Below are 16,117 nucleotides of genomic sequence, written 5' to 3'. Positions count from 1 at the left end.
AACCGCACCCCGAACCGCCGTCACGGCACCGCGGGCGACCCACCCTCCACCACAGGCAACCCCTCAGCCGCCCACGCCCGGAACCCGCCCTCGAGATCCGTGGCGTTCTTCAACCCCAACCGCTGCAGATCCGCCGCGGCCAGGCTCGACGAGTATCCCTCGTTGCACACCACGATCGCCGTCGTGTCAGGAGTCACATCCGGCAGCCGCCAATCGCTGTCCGGGGCGAGCCGCCACTCCAGGTGGATCCGCTCGACGATCACGGCGCCGGGGATCTCACCCTCGGCGGCGCGGTTGGCGTGCGGCCGGATGTCCACGATCAGCGCGCCTTCGGCCTGCAGCGCGGCCGCGCGCGCCGGCGGAACCCGGTCCAGGGAGGACCGGGCGCCGGCGAGGAAGTCGTCGATCGAGCTCATCGGCCGAGTATGACCGGCAGCGGCGGGATTTCGCCGGGGACGTCGGCCAGCGTCGTGTATTCGCGCGTGGGCACCAGCGGCGGCGAGTACGCGTGGACGCTGGCGGCCGGCTCGTCGCCGAGGCCGGTGACCTGGTGCGCGCGCCCGGCGCCGAAGCCGATGCTCTCGCCCGCCTTGTGCGTGCGGCGCCGGATCGGACCGCCGGGATAGCGGTATTCCTCACCCAGTTCGCCCTGCAGCACGGTGAACGAGCCGGCCGCGCCGCCGTGGTCGTGGGGTTTCGTCTGCTGGCCGGGCAGCCACGACAGCAGCCACAGCTCCAGCCCGTCGGTCAGCGCGAGCCGCGCCCACCAGCGGCCTTCCTCGTCGAAGCGCAGCACGTCGCGCAGGCTGGAGGTGAGCTCGGTGGTCACGGTCTTGGTGAGGTCGGCCAGCTCACGTGGCGTCCACAGCAGGCGCTCGGGCTGCAGCAGCCGCGCCAGCAGGGGATCGGTCAGACGGGGGTGGATCTCGAAGTCGGGACGGGTGATCGACGTGGTCAACGGGGGTGCTCCTCAAGCAGGGGTGACGGCTGGCAAGACGGCACAGCGCGGCACGAAACCCGCGTTCAGCAGGCGTGCCGCGCTCGCGTACACCCGCACGAGGCCACGAGGAGCAGGTCGATCGTGCGCCGGCGCCAGAACGAGCCCCGGGCTGCGGGGACGGCGGCGGACGCGGACCTGGACACGTCACCGATCGTGCCACAGCTCGCACTTTGTACGCTGCTTCGTCCCATCCGCTGGACGCCGTCGCGGGGGCACACGCGCGCGGGTGCGTTGTCAACCCCGGGCGGGTGCGAACGCGCGTGCGTGGACGGCCACAATGGGCTCGTGAGCGAGCCGATCCTGCCCAGCGACCTTGACGACCTCGTGGTGCGGATGTCCGGTGTCGGCGTCCGCCGCAGCGGAAACGACCTTCTCGCGGACCTCGACTGGAGCGTCGAACTCGACGAACGGTGGGTCGTGCTCGGACCCAACGGCGCGGGCAAGACGACCTTGCTGCGGCTGGCCGCCGCGGAGCTGCACCCCACGGCCGGCACCGTCGACCTGCTCGGCGACCGCATCGGCCGCGTGAACATCTTCGACCTGCGCCCCCGCATCGGGTTCACCTCCGCCGCCATCGCCCAGCGCATCCCCGGAGACGAGCGCGTGGAAGACGTGGTGGTGAGCGCCGGCTACGCCGTGATGGGCCGCTGGCGCGAGGCCTACGACAGCCTCGACCTCAACCGTGCCGCCGAGCTGCTGGGCACGCTCGGCATCGCGCACATGGCGAAGCGCACCTTCGGCACGCTGTCCGAAGGCGAGCGCAAGCGCGTGCTGATCGCGCGTTCGCTGATGACCGACCCGGAGCTGCTGCTGCTCGACGAGCCGGCCGCCGGTCTCGACCTGGGCGGGCGCGAGGACCTCGTGGCGCGGCTGTCCGACCTCGCGATGGACCCGGACGCACCGGCCATGGTCCTCGTCACGCACCACGTCGAGGAGATCCCGCCGGGCTTCACCCACGCGTTGCTGCTGCGCGACGGGCACGCCGTGGTCGGGGGTCTGATGGACGACGTGATCACGAGCGAGAACCTGTCGAAGACGTTCGACCAGGACCTGGTGCTGCAGCGTTCGGGCGAGCGGTTCTTCGCCCGGCGCCGGTAAGTTCGGGCGTACCGGCCGGTAGCCTGCCGGCATCCGTCAACGAGGAGGAAGTCGCGTGGGAGAGTTCGTAAACCTCGAGGTCGAGGACGGGGTCGGCACGATCCGGCTGAACCGGCCGCCGGTCAACGCGATCAACAACCAGCTGCAGACCGAGCTGGCTGAGGCCGCCCGCGAGGCTTCGAACCGCGCAGACGTGCGTGCGGTGATCCTGTACGGCGGCGAGAAGACCTTCGCCGGCGGCGCGGACATCAAGGAGATGGGCGACCGCACCTACCCGGAGATTTCGAAGTTCGGGGCCGAGCTCACCGCGTCCTGCTCGCTCGTCGCGGCCATCCCGAAGCCGGTCGTCGCCGCGATCACCGGTTACGCCCTCGGCGGCGGCCTGGAGCTGGCGCTCACCGCCGACTGGCGCGTGGCGGGCGACAACGTGAAGGTCGGCCAGCCGGAGATCCAGCTCGGCATCATCCCGGGCGCCGGCGGCACGCAGCGGCTTTCGCGCCTGATCGGCCCGAGCAAGGCCAAGGACCTCATCTACACCGGCCGGTTCGTGAAGGCCGACGAAGCGCTGAAGCTCGGCATCGTCGACGAGGTTGTCGCGCCGGACGACGTGTACGCCGCCGCGCACAAGTGGGCCGCGCAGTTCGTGAACGGTCCCGCCGTGGCGCTCAAGGCCGCGAAGGCCGCCATCGACTCGGGACTCGACGTCGACCTGGCCACCGGCCTGAAGATCGAGACGCAGCTGTTCACGGCGCTGTGGGCCACCGAGGACCAGAAGAACGGGATGAAGTCCTTCGTCGAGAACGGCCCCGGCAAGGCCACTTTCGAGGGGAAGTGACGGCCGTGGCCGACCCGGCCCCGAACCCGCACGCCACGGCCGACGAGGTCAAGGCGGCCTACGACGACCCGAAGCTCGCCAACGTGCTCTACCACGACTGGGAAGCCGGGACGTACGACGAGAAGTGGTCGATCTCGTACGACGAGCGCTGCATCTCCTACGCCACCGACGTGTTCAACGCCGTCGCGGGCGAGGACGGCCAGCCCTACACCCACGCGATGGAGCTGGGCAGCGGCACCGGGTTCTTCCTGCTGAACCTCATGCAGGGCGGCGTCGCGAAGAAGGGCTCCGTCACGGACCTCTCGCCCGGCATGGTTCAGGTGGCCCTGCGCAATGCGGAGAAGCTGGGCCTCGACGTCGACGGCCGTGTGGCCGACGCGGAGCGGATCCCGTACGAGGACAACACTTTCGACCTCGTGGTGGGCCACGCCGTGCTGCACCACATCCCGGACGTGCGCCAGGCGTTCGGCGAGGTGCTGCGCGTGCTGAAGCCCGGCGGGCGCTTCGTCTTCGCGGGCGAGCCGACCAAGGTCGGCGACTTCTACGCGCGCAAGCTGGGCCAGATCACCTGGTACCTCACCACGCGCGTCACGAAGCTGCCCGCGTTGAACGGCTGGCGGCGCCCGCAGTCCGAACTGGACGAATCCTCGCGCGCGGCGGCCCTGGAAGCCGTGGTGGACATCCACACCTTCGACCCGTCGGAGCTCGAGGGGATGGCGCGCGGCGCTGGTGCCCAGGACGTGCGCGCGGTGACGGACGAGTTCTCGGCCGCGCTGGCCGGGTGGCCGATCCGGACGTTCGAGGCCGCGGTGCCTCAGGAGAAGCTCACGGTGCGGTGGCGCCTGTTCGCCTACCACCTGTGGCTGCGGCTGTCCGCTTTGGACAAGAAGGTGCTCTCGAAGGTGCTGCCGCGCGAGCTGTTCTACAACGTGATGATCACCGGGACCAAGCGGCCTTCCTGAGTTGGCTTACGGGTTCTCGCTCGACGACGTCGCCTTCCTGCGCTCCGCCGCGGGACGGGCGGCGCTCGCCGACTGTGCGGCACTGCCACTGACGGACGCTTCCCGCATCGCCGACGTCGCCGCCGTGCGCCGCTCGGTGGGGGAGCGCTTCGCCGCGGCGGTGCTGGAAACGGTGGTGCTGCGGCGGAAATCGGCCCTGAAGCTGTCTCAAGCGGCCTCGTGGCTGTTCACCGGTGACGCGCTGCAGCAGGCGAGCGCGACGGCCGTGGCGCGGCACCGGGCATCCCGCTTGGCCGGCCGCGATGTGCACGACGTGACGTGCTCCGTCGGCGCCGACCTGGTGGAGCTGGCGCGCGTCGCCTCGCGGGCGCTGGGGTCCGATGTGGACCGGGTTCGGCTGGAAATGGCGCGGCACAACGCTTCCGCCGCTTCGGTTTCGGCCGGCGTGGTGCAGGCCGACGCGCTGCGCCCGGTCAGCCGGGACACGGTTGTGGTCGCCGATCCGGCCCGCCGCGACTCGGCCGGACGGCGTACGTGGAAACCGGCGGACTTCCTGCCGCCGCTGGACGAGCTCGTCTCCGCGTATGCGGGACGTCCGCTGTCCGTGAAATGCGCGCCGGGCCTGGACTTCGCCATCGCGCCGTGGGCTTCGGAAGTTGAAGTGGTCTCGCTCGACGGCGCGGTGCGTGAGGCCTGCCTCTGGCGCGGCCTCGACGGGGGCGTCTCCCGCCGGGCCACGGTGTTGCGTTCGGACGGTACTCAGTGGACGGTCACCGACACCGAACCCGACGACCTGCCTGGGTTGCCGCCGGGGGAGTGGATCATCGACCCGGACGGCGCCGTCGTCCGCGCCGGCCTTGTCCGCCACTATGCCGCTCGCCACGGCTTGTGGCAGCTGGACGAACGCATCGCGTACCTGACCGGTGACACACCGCCGCCGGGTGTGCGCGCCTTCCGCGTGCTGGAACACGGGCCGTACAGCGAAAAAGCCTTGCGGGCCACGCTGAAACGCCGCGACGTCGGCCGTCTCGAGATCCTCGTCCGCGGTCTGGACATCGACCCGGACGCCTTGCGTCGCCGTCTGAAACCTCGTGGCGGCGCCGAGTCCTCTGTGGTGCTCACGCGCATCGGCCAGTCGCCGGTGGCCTTCGTCTGCCGCGCCGAACGCATCCCTTCGGAGGGTTCTCCTGGCGCCTGAGGTGGCGTAGATTTCGGGCGCAGTTTACCCGAAGTTCACTCTGGAGGGGTTCGCCGTGTCCCGTTTTCCCACCTTGCTCAAGCTCGCCGCCGCCGCGGCGATCGGCGCCACCGTCGCGAGTGGTGCGACCGCGCTGGCCGGCTCCGACGCCGTCACCGCCGCCCACGGTCGGGAGCCGGCGAACATCGGCCAGGTCAAGAACGACGTGAAGGCCTACTACGGCGACTACCTCGACGCGTCGGGCAAGCACCAGTACTCCGACTCGAGCCGGTTCGTCACCGACACCAAGCGTGTCGTCGCTGACGCGAAGCGCTACCTCACGCAGAAGCTCGGCAAGGTGAAGAACCCGGCGATCGTCCTCGACGTCGACGACACGTCCGAGGTCACCTACGGGTGGGAGGCCGACAACGACTTCGGGTTCGACCCGGTCAAGCAGCAGCAGGCGATCGACAACGGCACGTTCGTGGCCAACAGGCCCGTGCTGGAGCTGGCGAACTGGGCCGCGCAGCGCGGCGTGAAGATCTACTTCCTCACCGGCCGCAGCACCCCGCAGGGTCCGCAGTCGCTGAAGAACCTGGCCAACGAGGGCTACCCGGCCCCGGCGGGCGCGTTCTTCAAGCCGGCCGGCACGGCGCCCGACTACCTGCCGTGTGGTCGGACCTGCACCACGATCCAGTACAAGTCGGGCACCCGCGCCCACATCCAGGCGACGGGTGCCCACATTGTGCTCAACCTGGGGGACCAGTTCAGTGACCTCGAGGGCGGCTACGCCGACCACCCGGTGAAGCTGCCGAACCCGATGTACTACCTGCCCTGACGGCGTTGCCCGGCCCGGCGTCCTGATTGGACACCCGGGTCGGGCCTCCGGTCAGCCGTTGTACCCGGAGAAGATCTTCGAGAACTCGTACGGCTGCTGGGAAACGTTGGTGCAGCGGTAAAGCGCGCCGTTGCACGCGTTCGCGTCGCGGCCGGCCTCCCAGAACGACAGCATGCCGAGGTGCACGCTCTTCGCGAAGTTCACCACCGCGGTGGCGTCCTTTTGGTAGAAGATCTCGTTCTGCGAGTCGTTCACGCCCAGCATCGGTGTCAGCCCGACCTTCTTCCACGCGGCGGCGTCCGAGAGGCCGAAGATGGACTTGAGCTGCGCCTGCGTCGCCTTGGCGGCTGAGATTGCCTTCGCACCCTGGTCGCCGGCGCCCTGGTAGTAGTCCATGGCCATAACGTTGACCAGGTCCAGGTTCACACCCGCGGCCTTGGCGGCGTTGACGACACCGAGGCCGTTGCTGTCGAGCCCGTTGGGCAGCACCGGCAGCGTCAGCGAGATCTTCAGCCCGGGATTGTTGCTCTGCACGGTCTTCAGGGCCTGCGACCGCCGCTGAATCGACGCCGTATCCGCCACGGCGGCACCCTCGATGTCGAGGTCGATGTACTTCAGCCCGTACGCCTTCACCACCGCGTCGTACTCCGCCGCGAGCGACGACACGCTGCTGCACGCCTGCGCCAGCTCAATCCCCGACGCACCCCCGAAGGACACCTTCACATCACCCCCACCCGACCGGATCTTCGCGATTTCACTCGCCTGCCACGCCGATCGCGGGTCATACGCGTTGAACCAGCTGGCCTTACACCCGGCGCCCGTCACGAACCCGAGCGTGAATCCTTTGACACCACCCTTCGCCGCCATCGTCGACAACACCGGCGTCGGCCACGCCCCCATATCCACATACGGCGCCACAGGCACCGGCGACCCAGCCGCCGCAGCCGCCACACCCCCCGGCGCAACCAACCCGGCGGCCACAGCCGCCAATCCACCCAACGCAGCGATCAACTTCCGGGGAGAGGCGAGCCTCATGGTGAAACCTCCACAGCGGGGACCTGAAGATCGGGGAAACCTTGTCAAATGGTATAGACCAATAATGTGACTCGTGCCATACGCCATTCGGATGCCACCCCGTCCCGATCACCGGCAACGATGCTGCTGACCTGCGTTTTCACTTCGGGCCAACCTTCTTCACACTTCCGCCGCGACTAAGAGATTCCGCAGTAGAGGACAAGGCGTCATGGTCGGCGGGCTGGCTGTGGGCCAGCGTTGGCTGGTCGGATCACGATGATCGCGGTCATCAACGCGAGCAGTGCGTTGATGACGACCGCTCGACGTTCCGTGCAGGAAAGGGTGAAGTTGAAGCTGCGGCTGTACCAGGAGTCGGTGCGCTCGCCGACCCAGCGGCGAGTGTGGTTGATCGGGATCACGACGCCCTTGGGCCGGATTCGCCACTCACAGCCGAGATCGGTCAGCAGTTTGCGGGTGACCGTGGAGTCGTAGCCCGCGTCAAGGTGCACCGTGATCTGCTCAGGCAACGCGAGCTCGAAATGCCCGAGCTTCTCTGGCGTCGGGCGCAGAAACGGGGAGTCGTGCCGCTTCGCGCCGGTCACGACACAGCTCAGCGGGATCCCGCGTCCGTCGGTCATCCGCGACCACTTGATCCCGAGTTTCCCCGGTCAATCGGTGATTTCCCGGCGATCTGCTCCAGCCCTGCGAAGACACCGGCCGCGATCCACTCGTCGCGTCGGGTTCTCGTCGTGGTTGCCGAGCACGATTGATCGGCGTGCTTCTCGTACGAGCCACCGAAGACGAGTTTCGCGACGAGCTTGTCGAACACGATCCGGTCCGGGATCCGTGGGTTGTGACAGCCCCCCGGACGTGTCTCGAGATGCGAATTGCAGCAGGGCCTCGAACTGGACCCGCAAGGGCTCGATCGCCCTGCTTCGACGGCGGGCACCGGTGCTCCGTTTTCAGATGTAGAGATGTCGAAGTCCCACGTCAAAACGGATCCCGGTGCCCGCGTCACATCAGCCTGACGCCCCTACCCGCGAAATCTCTTACCAATTGACCAAACTCAGCCGGTGGACGCGCTCCTTCGGTGCCCACGGGCACGCTCCGCTGCGCGTGGCCCTGCTGCTGGCCGCGGTGGCGGGCCTCCTACTCACCGGGCTGTCGGGCAACGCGCGGATCATGCAGTTGCGCGCGACCGCCCGCAAGCACCGCCGGGCCGACCACAGGGCTGTGAAGGCCGAGGCCAAGGACTCGCCGAAGGCCCGGCGGTAGCCCGGACTACCGGGAGCCCGGCACAGGGTGCGGCTTGTAGAAGGACTCCTCCAGGTAGGCGGCCTCGTGCGGCTGGTAGGGCTCCTCCAGGTAAGCGGCCTCGTCTTCGTCGAGTTCGACGTCCACCGCGGCGACCGCGTCGGCCAGCTGAGCCGGCTTGGTGACCCCGACGATGGGCGAGGTCACCGCCGGGTTGCGCATGGCCCAGGCCAGGGCGACCTGGGCCGGGGACAGACCCCGCTTGCCCGCGATCTCGTGGACGCGCTCGGCCACTGCCTGGTCCCCGTCGCGGTAGAGGATCTTGCCGCCCTCGTCGGTCTCGGCACGCGCCGTGGCGGTGTCCCGGGCCCGCGTCAGCCTGCCCCGCGCCAGCGGACTCCACGGGATCACGCCGATGCCCTGGTCGGCGCAGAGCGGGAACATCTCCCGCTCTGCCTCTCGGTGGATGAGGTTGTAGTGGTCCTGCATCGACACGAACCGGGTCCAGCCGTTCAGATCAGCCAGGAACAGGGCCTTGGCGAACTGCCAGGCGTGCATGGAAGAGGCTCCGATGTAGCGGACCTTCCCGGACTTGACCGCGTCGTGCAGCGCCTCGAGGGTTTCCTCGATCGGGGTGTCGTAGTCCCAGCGGTGGATCTGGTACAGGTCGATGTACTCGGTCCCCAGTCGCTTCAGGGACGCGTCGAGCTCGGCGAAGATCGCCTTGCGGGACAGCCCGGCGCCGTTCGGGCCGGGGCGCATCCGCATCCAGACCTTGGTGGAGAGAACGACCTCCTCCCGCCGGGTGAAGTCCCTGACCGCCTGGCCGACGATCTCCTCGCTGCTTCCGGCGCTGTACCCATTGGCCGTGTCGAGGAAGTTGACGCCGCCTTCGAGGGCCTGCTTGATGATGTCCCGGCTGGCGTCCGCGCCCAGCGACCAGGGCTCGCCGCCCCGGTCCGGCTCACCGAAGCTCATGCAGCCGAGGGTGATGGCGGAGACTTCCAGTCCGGTCGTTCCGAGTTTGATGTATCGCATGCGGCCGAACCTAGGAGTTGGAGTGCGCTCTAACGCAATACCTCTCGGTCCGGAATTCGGAGGCGTGGGGCATGAGTGCCCCTGTCAGGTTTCGACCGTTTCGGCCAGAAGTACCAGAGAAAGCGGTGGTAGCGAGTAACAAACTGTCAATTCTCGGCCGAGCGCGTGTGGCACTACCGTCCTCGCGGGTCCGTCGCCACGACCGATCATCGCTCGATCACTAAGGGATTCCGACGGTCCGGGCGGCGGTATCGCGGCGCTCGCGACGGCGCCCCTACCCGCGGGATCTCTAAGTAGGCACCCCGCCGCAGCTCCGTCCGACCTCTCTCCACCAACTCGGCTCGACAGCCTTCGCCCGCCAACTCGCGCCCGATTGGTGCCTTCACCAACGAGCTCTGCGTCCGCCCGGCGGCTTTCGCGTGCCGGCTTCGCACCGGCCCGGCGGCCTTTGCTTGCCAACTCGCGCCCGCCTGGCGCCTTCACCAAGGAGCTGTGCGTCCACCCAGCCGCTTTCGCGTGCCAACACGCGCCCGCTCAGCGATCTGACGAATCGTTAAGAAAAGCTGGAAAATGTCAGGCGGTGCCGCACTCCTCCAGGTATTGTTTCCCGATCTTCTTCGGCACCCGGCAGAGCCACCCCTCGACGAGCGCCTCTTCAAGCGTTGGCAGATCAATCTCGGCCAGCCGCACGAGCACGGCCGGGTAGCCGTCGAAGTGCGGCGTGGTGAAGAAGACGCCCGGCTCGTCCGCCAGCAACGCCTCCTTCGCCCCGATATCCGGCACCCGAACCGCCAGCACGTCGCCCTCCGGTGCCGCGTCCCCGAGCGCGTCCAAATCGGTTTTGCGCAAGGGCCGCTCCCACGCGTATGCCTTGCCCTTAACGTCCCACGACCGCGTATCCCTCTTGACGACCAGCTCCGTCCCCGGCAGCTGCGCCCCCAGTCGCGCCACGTCTTCCCACGTCGCCATACCGCCCAGGCTAACCCGGCTTCCCCCTCGCGGCGCCGTTTTTCGCTCGTCCACCAGCCGATCGCCACTGAACGGCGAACGCCGTCGCCACTGAACGGCGAACGACGCGAGCCATCGCCACTGAACGGTGACAACCTTCAGTCACCGGGAAAACCCCGGCCGGACACCCGTCGCCGCCAAACGGCAACAGGCGCCCGGCCAAGAGAATCATCGCTTCCGCGCCACCAACACAGCGTCGCGAATGGACACTTCGTGCCCTTCGATCACGTGCGCCCGCTCGCGTGCATCGGTCACCACGGACTCCCACGACTCGTCCAACGTCGCCGCCACGTCCTCCGCCAGGAAGAACATGTCCGGCACGTTCGGCCGGTGCGCGGCGCCCTCCACGTCCGTCGGGTGGTGGCCGACGATGAGCAACGTCCCGCCCGGCGCCACCGCGTCCGCGAGCCGCGCGAAGATCGGCACGCGCTGGGCGGTCGGCAGGTGCAGGAAGTGCGACGTGACGAGGTCGTACTTCTCGTCCGGCACCCACGTCATGAGGTCGGTCGTCAGCCACCGGATCCGGTCGCCCAGGCCCAGCTCGGCCGCCTGCGCCGCACCCCGGTCGAGGGCGGTGGCCGCGAAGTCCGCCGCCGTCACGCGCCAGCCGTTCTGTGCGAGCCACAGCGCGTCGCCGCCTTCGCCGGACCCGGCGTCGAGCGCGCTGCCCGGGCGCAGGTCGGCGGCCTCCGTCACGAGCTGCGCGTTGGGCCGCCCGCTCCAGATCGCGGGCTTCGAGCGGTACCGCTCGTCCCAGGAGTCCTGATCGAACGGGACTTCTTCGTGCTGCTCGGGCATCGTCACACCCCGTGCTTCGTCGAGCCGCCGACCAGCGCGGCAACCTGTCGTTCCATTTCGTGCGCGAAAGGCTCCCGCGCGCGTCGTACGTCCTCGGCCACAAGATCGCCGTTGATGACCGCGCCGGCCGTCAGCCCGGCCGCCGCGGATACGACGACCTGCGACTTCATGTCGGTCACGTTCCCGGCCACCCACACCCCGGGCACCGAGGTGGCGCCGTTCGCGTCGGCCGGCACCGAGCTGCCGATCACGTGCCCGTCGACCTCGAGCTCCACCGGCTCCAGCCCCAGCGACACGAGCACGTCGGCCCGCGCCGTGAACCGTGGCGCGACCACCACGGCCTCCCGGGCCACCATCTCACCCGAGCGCAGCACGACTCCGGTGAGCGCGTCGTCCTCCACGCGAAGCGCCGCCACCTCGCCGTCGACGACGCGGATCCCGCGCGCGGTCAGCTGCGCGAGCTGCTCCTCGTCGAACGCGGCCGTGTGCCGGAAAACGACGATGTCGTCCGACAGCTGCCGCCACATCAGCGCCTGGTGGACGGCCATCGGGTTCGTCGCCAGCACGCCGATCGCCTGGTCACGCACCTCCCAGCCGTGGCAGTACGGGCAGTGCAGCACGTCGCGGCCCCATCGCTCGGCGACGCCCGGGACGTCCGGCAGCTCGTCGACGAGCCCCGTCGCCACCAGGAGGCGACGCGCCCGCGTGGTCCTCCCATCGGCGAGAGTCACGGCGAACCCGCCGCCGTCCAGTGCGACGGCCGAGGTCACCGCGCCGGCCACGATCTCGCCCCCGTACCCGATGACCTCTTCGCGCCCGGCCGCCAGCAGCTCGCCGGGCGGCGTGCTCTCGCGGGCGAGGTAGTTGTGCACGTGGCCGGCAGGCGCGTTGCGCGGCTCGCCGGCGTCCACCACCAGCACGGAACGCCGTGAGCGCGCAAGCGCCACCGCCCCGCTGAGGCCCGCGGCGCCGCCGCCGACCACCACGACGTCGTAGTTCTCGTTCACCTGGTCCTCCTGTAGTTCGTCCCTCCCCTCGGACTATCCGCAGATCTCGCCGGCTTGACAAATGAGTTTGCCGAAGTAGCAAATGGAGACATGGACGGTGAACTCCCGGACGTCGACGGCGTCCTCGAATCGGTGGGCCCGCGGCTGCGCGCGCTCCGCCAGCAGAACAACGCCACGCTCGCCCAGCTGTCGGAGACCACCGGCATCTCGGTGAGCACGCTCTCGCGCCTCGAATCCGGCCGGCGCAAGCCGACGCTCGAGCTCCTGCTCGCTCTCGCCCGCGCCCACCAGGTGCCGCTCGACGAGCTCGTCGGCACCGCGCCGACCAGTGACCCGCGGCTGCACGCGAACTCCTTCGTGCGCCACGGCATCACGTTTTTCCCGCTCACTCGCCGGCCCGGCGGGTTGCGCGCGTACAAGCAGATCTTCCCGCCGCACTGGCCCGACACGGACCCCGATCCGCGTGTGCACGAGGGGTACGAATGGGCCTATGTCCTTTCCGGACAGTTGCGGCTCATCCTCGGCGAGCACGACGTGATCCTCAAACCGGGTGAAGTCGTGGAGTTCGACACGCACGTTCCGCATTGGTTCGGCAACCCCGGCGACGTGCCGTGCGAGGTTCTCGCCCTTTTCGGGCCACAGGGGGAGCGGTTCCACGTCCGCGCTCGGCCGGCGTCCTCTTGACACATACCCATATGGGAATACGATAGTGGGCGTGGCACGAGCAGCGACGACGACCGACGTGTTCAACGCCGTGGCCGAACCGCGGCGACGGGAGATCCTCGATGTGCTCGCCGGTGGCGAGTACCCCGTCAACGACCTCGTCCGGCTGCTCGGCATGGGGCAGCCGCAGGTGTCGAAACACCTGCGTGTGCTGCGCGAAGTGGGCGCGGTCGACGTCCGGGACGAAGGACGTCAGCGCTTGTACCGGCTCAACGGCCGTGCCCTGAAGCCGATCCACGACTGGGTGCGGCAGTTCGAGCGCTCTTGGGAGGAGCGGTTCGAGCTGCTGGATTCCGTGCTGGAGGAACTCGAACGCACCGACGACCGATCCACGGGCGAGGAGAACGACCATGACCGAGACGACAACGGGCACGGCGAAGGTGACCCTGCCGGCCGATGACCAGATCCTGATCACCCGCGAGTTCGCCGCCCCGCGGCACCTCGTCTACCGCGCGTGGACCACGCCCGAGCTGGTCAAACGCTTCTGGGCGGGCCACCGCGGCACTATGCGTTCCGTCGAGATCGACCTGCGTGTCGGCGGCCGGTGGCGCTACGTCCTCGACGCCAACGGCGGCTTCGAGGTCGCGTTCCACGGCGAGTACCGCGAGATCGTCCCGAACGAACGCATCGTCAGCAGTGAGGTCTACGAAACCCCTGGCGCGTCCGACGAGGACGCCGCCGTCACCACCACGACCTTCGCCGGCTCGGGCGACCGCACCAGCCTGTCGATCCTCATGGAGACGGGCAGCCGCGAAGTCCGCGACGCCATCATCGAGTCCGGTATGGAGGGTGGCATGCAGGAGCAGATGGACCTGCTGGAGGAGCTGGCCGCCTCGCTGGCCTGACTCGCGGATCTGTTCTGCGGCACCGGATTCTGCCCGCGCGGAGTCCGGTGTCGCGAAGGGACCCGCCGTGTCGAAAACGGACACGATGGGTCTCGCCACGCCGGGTCGGCACGACGGGTCCCGCCGCGCCTGAGCGGGCTCGCGACGGCTCAGGTCTGGGCCGTCGGCCGCACCACGATCTCGTTCACGTCCACCGCCGCCGGCTGGCTCACGGCGTAAGCGATTGCGTCCGCGACGGCCGAAGCCGGGATGCCCAGCTGCTCGCTCGCCGCCCGCGCCGCCGCCTGTGTCTCGGGGTCGCCGCCCTGGTCGGCGAGCTCCGAGTGCGTGAAGCCCGGGCTGACGATGGTGACGCGGATGTTCGTGTTCTCCTGGCGCAGGCCTTCGGAAAGGGCCCGCACCCCGAACTTCGTCGCGCAGTACACGGCCGCCGTCGGGTCCACTCGCAGGCCGGACGTCGACGCGACGTTCACGATGTGCCCCCCGGTTTCGCCCATCAGCGGCAACACGGCGGCGATCCCGTGCAGCGTGCCGCGCAGGTTCACGTCGATCATGCGGTTCCAGTCATCGACGCGAAGCTTGTCCAGAGTGGACAGCGGCATCACGCCGGCGTTGTTCACGAGCACGTCCACTCGGCCGTGGGTCTCGTGCGCGGCCGTCACGAACGCGCGCACGCTCTCCATGCTGGTCACGTCCAGTGGCCGGAAGTCGGCATCGCCGCCGTTCGCGCGGATCTTCTCCGTCAGCGCCGCGAGCCGGTCGGTGCGGCGCGCGCCCAGGACGACGTGGTGTCCGTCGGCGGCCAGGCGCAGTGCGGTGGCCTCCCCGATGCCGCTGCTCGCACCCGTGATCAGCGCGATTTTGCCGTTCATGCGTACTCCTCGTGAGGTCTGCGCGGTCGTGGGGACCGTCGTGACCTCGAGGCTGCCCGCGGCGAAACGCCTCCGGAAGGACGCCGTTGCCTAGGAGTGGCACACCCTGGCCGGGCTCAGCGCGGCTGGTCGGCCACCGCGTGCAACGACCCCAGCAACGCCAGCGCGTCGGCACTCGCGCTGTTCGGCTCCGCGATGCCCACCAGCAGGTACTGGCCGGACGCGTCGCGCACGTCGAAGGTCTGGTAGTCCAGCACGATCCGCCCGACGGCCGGGTGGTGGAACGTCTTGCGCGTCCCGGCGAGCCCCTTCACGCCGTGGTTTCGCCACAGAACGGCGAATTCCTCGCTCGTGACCAGCAGCTCGTCTACGAGCTCGCCGACCTCCTCGCGGTCGTAGCCGCTCGCGAGCCGCAACGCGTCGACGGCGCTGGCCGCGATGTCGTCCCACTCCACGAACAGCTCGCGCGCCGCCGGGTCGCGGAACAGCGTGCGCACCATGTTCGCCGGCTTGCCGACGGGGGACAAGAGCGCGTCGGCAAGCGCGTTGGTCGCCAGCAGGTCGAGGCGCCGATTGGTGACGTACGCGACCGCGTTGGGGAAGGTGTCCATGAGCCGCAGCAGCTCGGGGGAGACGTCGTCGCGCCGGTGCTCCGGCACCCGCGGCACGAGTCCGGCGAGGCGGTAGGCGTGCCAGAGGCCATCGGCGTTCAGCCGCAGCGCCCGCCCGATCGCGTCCAGCACCGGCCCGGACGGGTTGCGCTCGCGCCCCTGTTCGAGGCGCGCGTAGTAGTCTGCGCTGACGCCCGCCAGCACTGCGACCTCCTCGCGCCGAAGTCCGCTCACCCTCCTCGGGTGATGACTGGCCACGCCCGCGTCCTCGGGCGCCCGCCGGGCCCGCTGCGCGCGCAGGAACTCTCCCAGCTCATTGCCGCTCACGTCACCACGGTACCGGGCGCTCCGGCTTCCCGACGGTGCTGTCCACGCGGTATCACCACAGGCAGGACGGGCCTTGGATCTGGCGAAACTCCGCAAGGCGAAGGGGAATCCGACCTCATCGGCAAGCGGCTGGTGCCTCGCCGAGATCGTTGCCGAAAAACGGCGACACCGAGGTCAGCGCCGATTTCCGGCCCGAGGGCATCGCCGGATCCGACCTCAGGAGGACGGCTCCAGGTGCTGCCTCAGCACGTCGGCTTCCGCGCGCAGCCGCTCCGCGGCCTCGGTCCGGCCGAGCCTCTCGTACTCATCCGCGGCAGTCGTTCGCTCCAGCGCCTCGTTCTCGACGATCGCGCGCACATCGGCTTCCGTCAGATCACGACGCTCGGCCTCCGCGGCGCCGACACCCAGCGCCGCACCCACGACGTGTTCCGTCCCGGTCGCCGTGGACAGCTGATCGACGGGCACGGCCTCGGCGTTGTCGATCGCCGCCAGTGCCGAGCGCAGGGCGGTGGTGGTGACGCGGTCGCGGTTCTTGAGTGCCGTCTTCAGGCCGGCACGAAGGCTGGCGCGCATAGTGGGAATTCCATCCGGGAGTCGGAACAAACGATTCCGACGCTAAGGGATGTCTCGTAACCCGGTGTGGGTCTGGTTGCCTAGATAGTTGATCATGTTGTGGTGCAGGTGATCTCGGCGTCGCGGTCGGAGTGGAT

General features: G+C 69.2%; 19 protein-coding genes and 1 pseudogene. 9 read left to right on the top strand and 11 right to left on the bottom strand.

The genetic code is table 11. The annotated features are described in order from the left end of the window. Positions 1–20: 20 nt before the first annotated feature. Positions 21–416, bottom strand: a complete 396-nt coding sequence (locus AB0383_RS35000; RefSeq protein ID WP_366189580.1) for a rhodanese-like domain-containing protein — start codon at positions 414–416, stop codon at positions 21–23. Then, positions 413–958 carry a cysteine dioxygenase family protein gene (locus tag AB0383_RS34995; protein ID WP_366189579.1) on the bottom strand — a complete coding sequence of 182 codons (546 nt, stop codon included), beginning with the start codon at positions 956–958 and terminating at the stop codon, positions 413–415. The genes AB0383_RS35000 and AB0383_RS34995 overlap by 4 nt, the downstream gene beginning before the upstream one ends. 327 nt (positions 959–1,285) lie before the next feature. On the opposite strand from AB0383_RS34995, the gene AB0383_RS34990 reads away from it, so the two are divergent. The 5 genes from AB0383_RS34990 to AB0383_RS34970 are packed head-to-tail and all read left to right on the top strand — an operon-like array spanning position 1,286 to position 5,910. Further along, positions 1,286–2,098 carry an ABC transporter ATP-binding protein gene (locus tag AB0383_RS34990; protein ID WP_364185276.1) on the top strand — a complete coding sequence of 271 codons (813 nt, stop codon included), beginning with the start codon at positions 1,286–1,288 and terminating at the stop codon, positions 2,096–2,098. 55 nt (positions 2,099–2,153) lie between these two features. Beyond that, entirely contained in the window at positions 2,154–2,933 is a 780-nt protein-coding gene (locus tag AB0383_RS34985) for an enoyl-CoA hydratase-related protein (RefSeq protein ID WP_220237540.1), read from the top strand. After that, on the top strand, positions 2,930–3,895 hold the full coding sequence (locus AB0383_RS34980; RefSeq protein WP_364185274.1) for a class I SAM-dependent methyltransferase: 966 nt from the start codon (positions 2,930–2,932) through the stop codon (positions 3,893–3,895). Before AB0383_RS34985 ends, AB0383_RS34980 begins: the two co-directional genes overlap by 4 nt. 1 nt (position 3,896) lies before the next feature. After that, a complete protein-coding gene (locus AB0383_RS34975) occupies positions 3,897–5,093 on the top strand; it encodes a class I SAM-dependent methyltransferase (RefSeq protein WP_366189578.1) in 1,197 nt (398 codons plus the stop codon). A 55-nt stretch (positions 5,094–5,148) separates the two neighbouring features. Further along, a complete protein-coding gene (locus tag AB0383_RS34970; RefSeq protein ID WP_366189577.1) occupies positions 5,149–5,910 on the top strand; it encodes an HAD family acid phosphatase in 762 nt (253 codons plus the stop codon). A 51-nt stretch (positions 5,911–5,961) separates the two neighbouring features. Here the strand turns inward: AB0383_RS34970 and AB0383_RS34965 are convergent, their stop codons facing one another. Both AB0383_RS34965 and AB0383_RS34960 read right to left on the bottom strand, forming a co-directional pair. Then, positions 5,962–6,735, bottom strand: coding sequence for a chitinase (locus AB0383_RS34965; protein ID WP_366189576.1), 774 nt, complete (start codon positions 6,733–6,735; stop codon positions 5,962–5,964). 455 nt (positions 6,736–7,190) lie between these two features. Continuing rightward, positions 7,191–7,801, bottom strand: a pseudogene (locus tag AB0383_RS34960) (transposase); the annotation flags it as partial. Between the two features lie 179 nt (positions 7,802–7,980). Here AB0383_RS34960 and AB0383_RS34955 point away from each other — a divergent pair. Then, complete coding sequence (locus AB0383_RS34955; protein WP_364185266.1) at positions 7,981–8,199, top strand: hypothetical protein; 219 nt, start codon at positions 7,981–7,983, stop codon at positions 8,197–8,199. 6 nt (positions 8,200–8,205) lie between these two features. Here AB0383_RS34955 and AB0383_RS34950 read toward each other — a convergent pair whose 3' ends face one another. The 4 genes from AB0383_RS34950 to AB0383_RS34935 form a co-directional block, all read right to left on the bottom strand. After that, the gene (locus AB0383_RS34950) at positions 8,206–9,216 is read right to left on the bottom strand and encodes an aldo/keto reductase (RefSeq protein ID WP_364185264.1); all 1,011 of its coding nucleotides are present in this window, start codon (positions 9,214–9,216) and stop codon (positions 8,206–8,208) included. Positions 9,217–9,789: 573 nt separating this feature from the next. After that, positions 9,790–10,185: an MmcQ/YjbR family DNA-binding protein gene (locus tag AB0383_RS34945; RefSeq protein WP_366189575.1), complete on the bottom strand. Its 396-nt coding sequence runs from the start codon at positions 10,183–10,185 to the stop codon at positions 9,790–9,792. Between the two features lie 207 nt (positions 10,186–10,392). Next, complete coding sequence (locus tag AB0383_RS34940) at positions 10,393–11,022, bottom strand: class I SAM-dependent methyltransferase (RefSeq protein ID WP_366189574.1); 630 nt, start codon at positions 11,020–11,022, stop codon at positions 10,393–10,395. Positions 11,023–11,024: 2 nt separating this feature from the next. Further along, entirely contained in the window at positions 11,025–12,029 is a 1,005-nt protein-coding gene (locus tag AB0383_RS34935; RefSeq protein ID WP_366189573.1) for an NAD(P)/FAD-dependent oxidoreductase, read from the bottom strand. Between the two features lie 90 nt (positions 12,030–12,119). Here AB0383_RS34935 and AB0383_RS34930 point away from each other — a divergent pair, with 90 nt between their 5' ends. From AB0383_RS34930 to AB0383_RS34920, 3 genes are read left to right on the top strand one after another with little or no spacing between them, the layout of a single operon-like run. Next, positions 12,120–12,713 (top strand): cupin domain-containing protein, encoded by a 594-nt coding sequence (locus tag AB0383_RS34930; RefSeq protein WP_364185256.1) that lies wholly within the window; start codon positions 12,120–12,122, stop codon positions 12,711–12,713. Between the two features lie 31 nt (positions 12,714–12,744). Then, on the top strand, positions 12,745–13,152 hold the full coding sequence (locus AB0383_RS34925) for a metalloregulator ArsR/SmtB family transcription factor (RefSeq protein WP_366189572.1): 408 nt from the start codon (positions 12,745–12,747) through the stop codon (positions 13,150–13,152). Further along, positions 13,103–13,597: an SRPBCC family protein gene (locus tag AB0383_RS34920; RefSeq protein ID WP_364185252.1), complete on the top strand. Its 495-nt coding sequence runs from the start codon at positions 13,103–13,105 to the stop codon at positions 13,595–13,597. Before AB0383_RS34925 ends, AB0383_RS34920 begins: the two co-directional genes overlap by 50 nt. Positions 13,598–13,746: 149 nt before the next feature. Here the strand turns inward: AB0383_RS34920 and AB0383_RS34915 are convergent, their stop codons facing one another. The 3 genes from AB0383_RS34915 to AB0383_RS34905 all read right to left on the bottom strand — a co-directional run bounded on the left by AB0383_RS34915 (position 13,747) and on the right by AB0383_RS34905 (position 15,980). Beyond that, positions 13,747–14,469 carry an SDR family oxidoreductase gene (locus tag AB0383_RS34915; RefSeq protein ID WP_366189571.1) on the bottom strand — a complete coding sequence of 241 codons (723 nt, stop codon included), beginning with the start codon at positions 14,467–14,469 and terminating at the stop codon, positions 13,747–13,749. Between the two features lie 116 nt (positions 14,470–14,585). Beyond that, complete coding sequence (locus AB0383_RS34910; RefSeq protein ID WP_366189570.1) at positions 14,586–15,407, bottom strand: helix-turn-helix transcriptional regulator; 822 nt, start codon at positions 15,405–15,407, stop codon at positions 14,586–14,588. Between the two features lie 216 nt (positions 15,408–15,623). Next, on the bottom strand, positions 15,624–15,980 hold the full coding sequence (locus tag AB0383_RS34905; RefSeq protein ID WP_366189569.1) for a GatB/YqeY domain-containing protein: 357 nt from the start codon (positions 15,978–15,980) through the stop codon (positions 15,624–15,626). Positions 15,981–16,117: the final 137 nt, after the last annotated feature.

It is taken from the genome of Amycolatopsis sp. NPDC051373, assembly GCF_040689465.1.
In the GTDB taxonomy this organism is placed as follows: Bacteria; Actinomycetota; Actinomycetes; order Mycobacteriales; family Pseudonocardiaceae; genus Amycolatopsis.
This window is presented reverse-complemented; position numbering and strand designations above follow the sequence as displayed.

Excerpts from the sequence above, each read along its gene's own strand:
- AB0383_RS34950 (WP_364185264.1), bottom strand. The coding sequence starts at position 9,216 with ATGCGATACATCAAACTCGGAACGACCGGACTGGAAGTCTCCGCCATC.
- AB0383_RS35000 (WP_366189580.1), bottom strand. The coding sequence starts at position 416 with ATGAGCTCGATCGACGACTTCCTCGCCGGCGCCCGGTCCTCCCTGGAC.
- AB0383_RS34920 (WP_364185252.1), top strand. The coding sequence starts at position 13,103 with ATGACCGAGACGACAACGGGCACGGCGAAGGTGACCCTGCCGGCCGAT.
- AB0383_RS34930 (WP_364185256.1), top strand. The coding sequence starts at position 12,120 with ATGGACGGTGAACTCCCGGACGTCGACGGCGTCCTCGAATCGGTGGGC.
- AB0383_RS34940 (WP_366189574.1), bottom strand. The coding sequence starts at position 11,022 with ATGCCCGAGCAGCACGAAGAAGTCCCGTTCGATCAGGACTCCTGGGAC.
- AB0383_RS34905 (WP_366189569.1), bottom strand. The coding sequence starts at position 15,980 with ATGCGCGCCAGCCTTCGTGCCGGCCTGAAGACGGCACTCAAGAACCGC.
- AB0383_RS34945 (WP_366189575.1), bottom strand. The coding sequence starts at position 10,185 with ATGGCGACGTGGGAAGACGTGGCGCGACTGGGGGCGCAGCTGCCGGGG.
- AB0383_RS34915 (WP_366189571.1), bottom strand. The coding sequence starts at position 14,469 with ATGAACGGCAAAATCGCGCTGATCACGGGTGCGAGCAGCGGCATCGGG.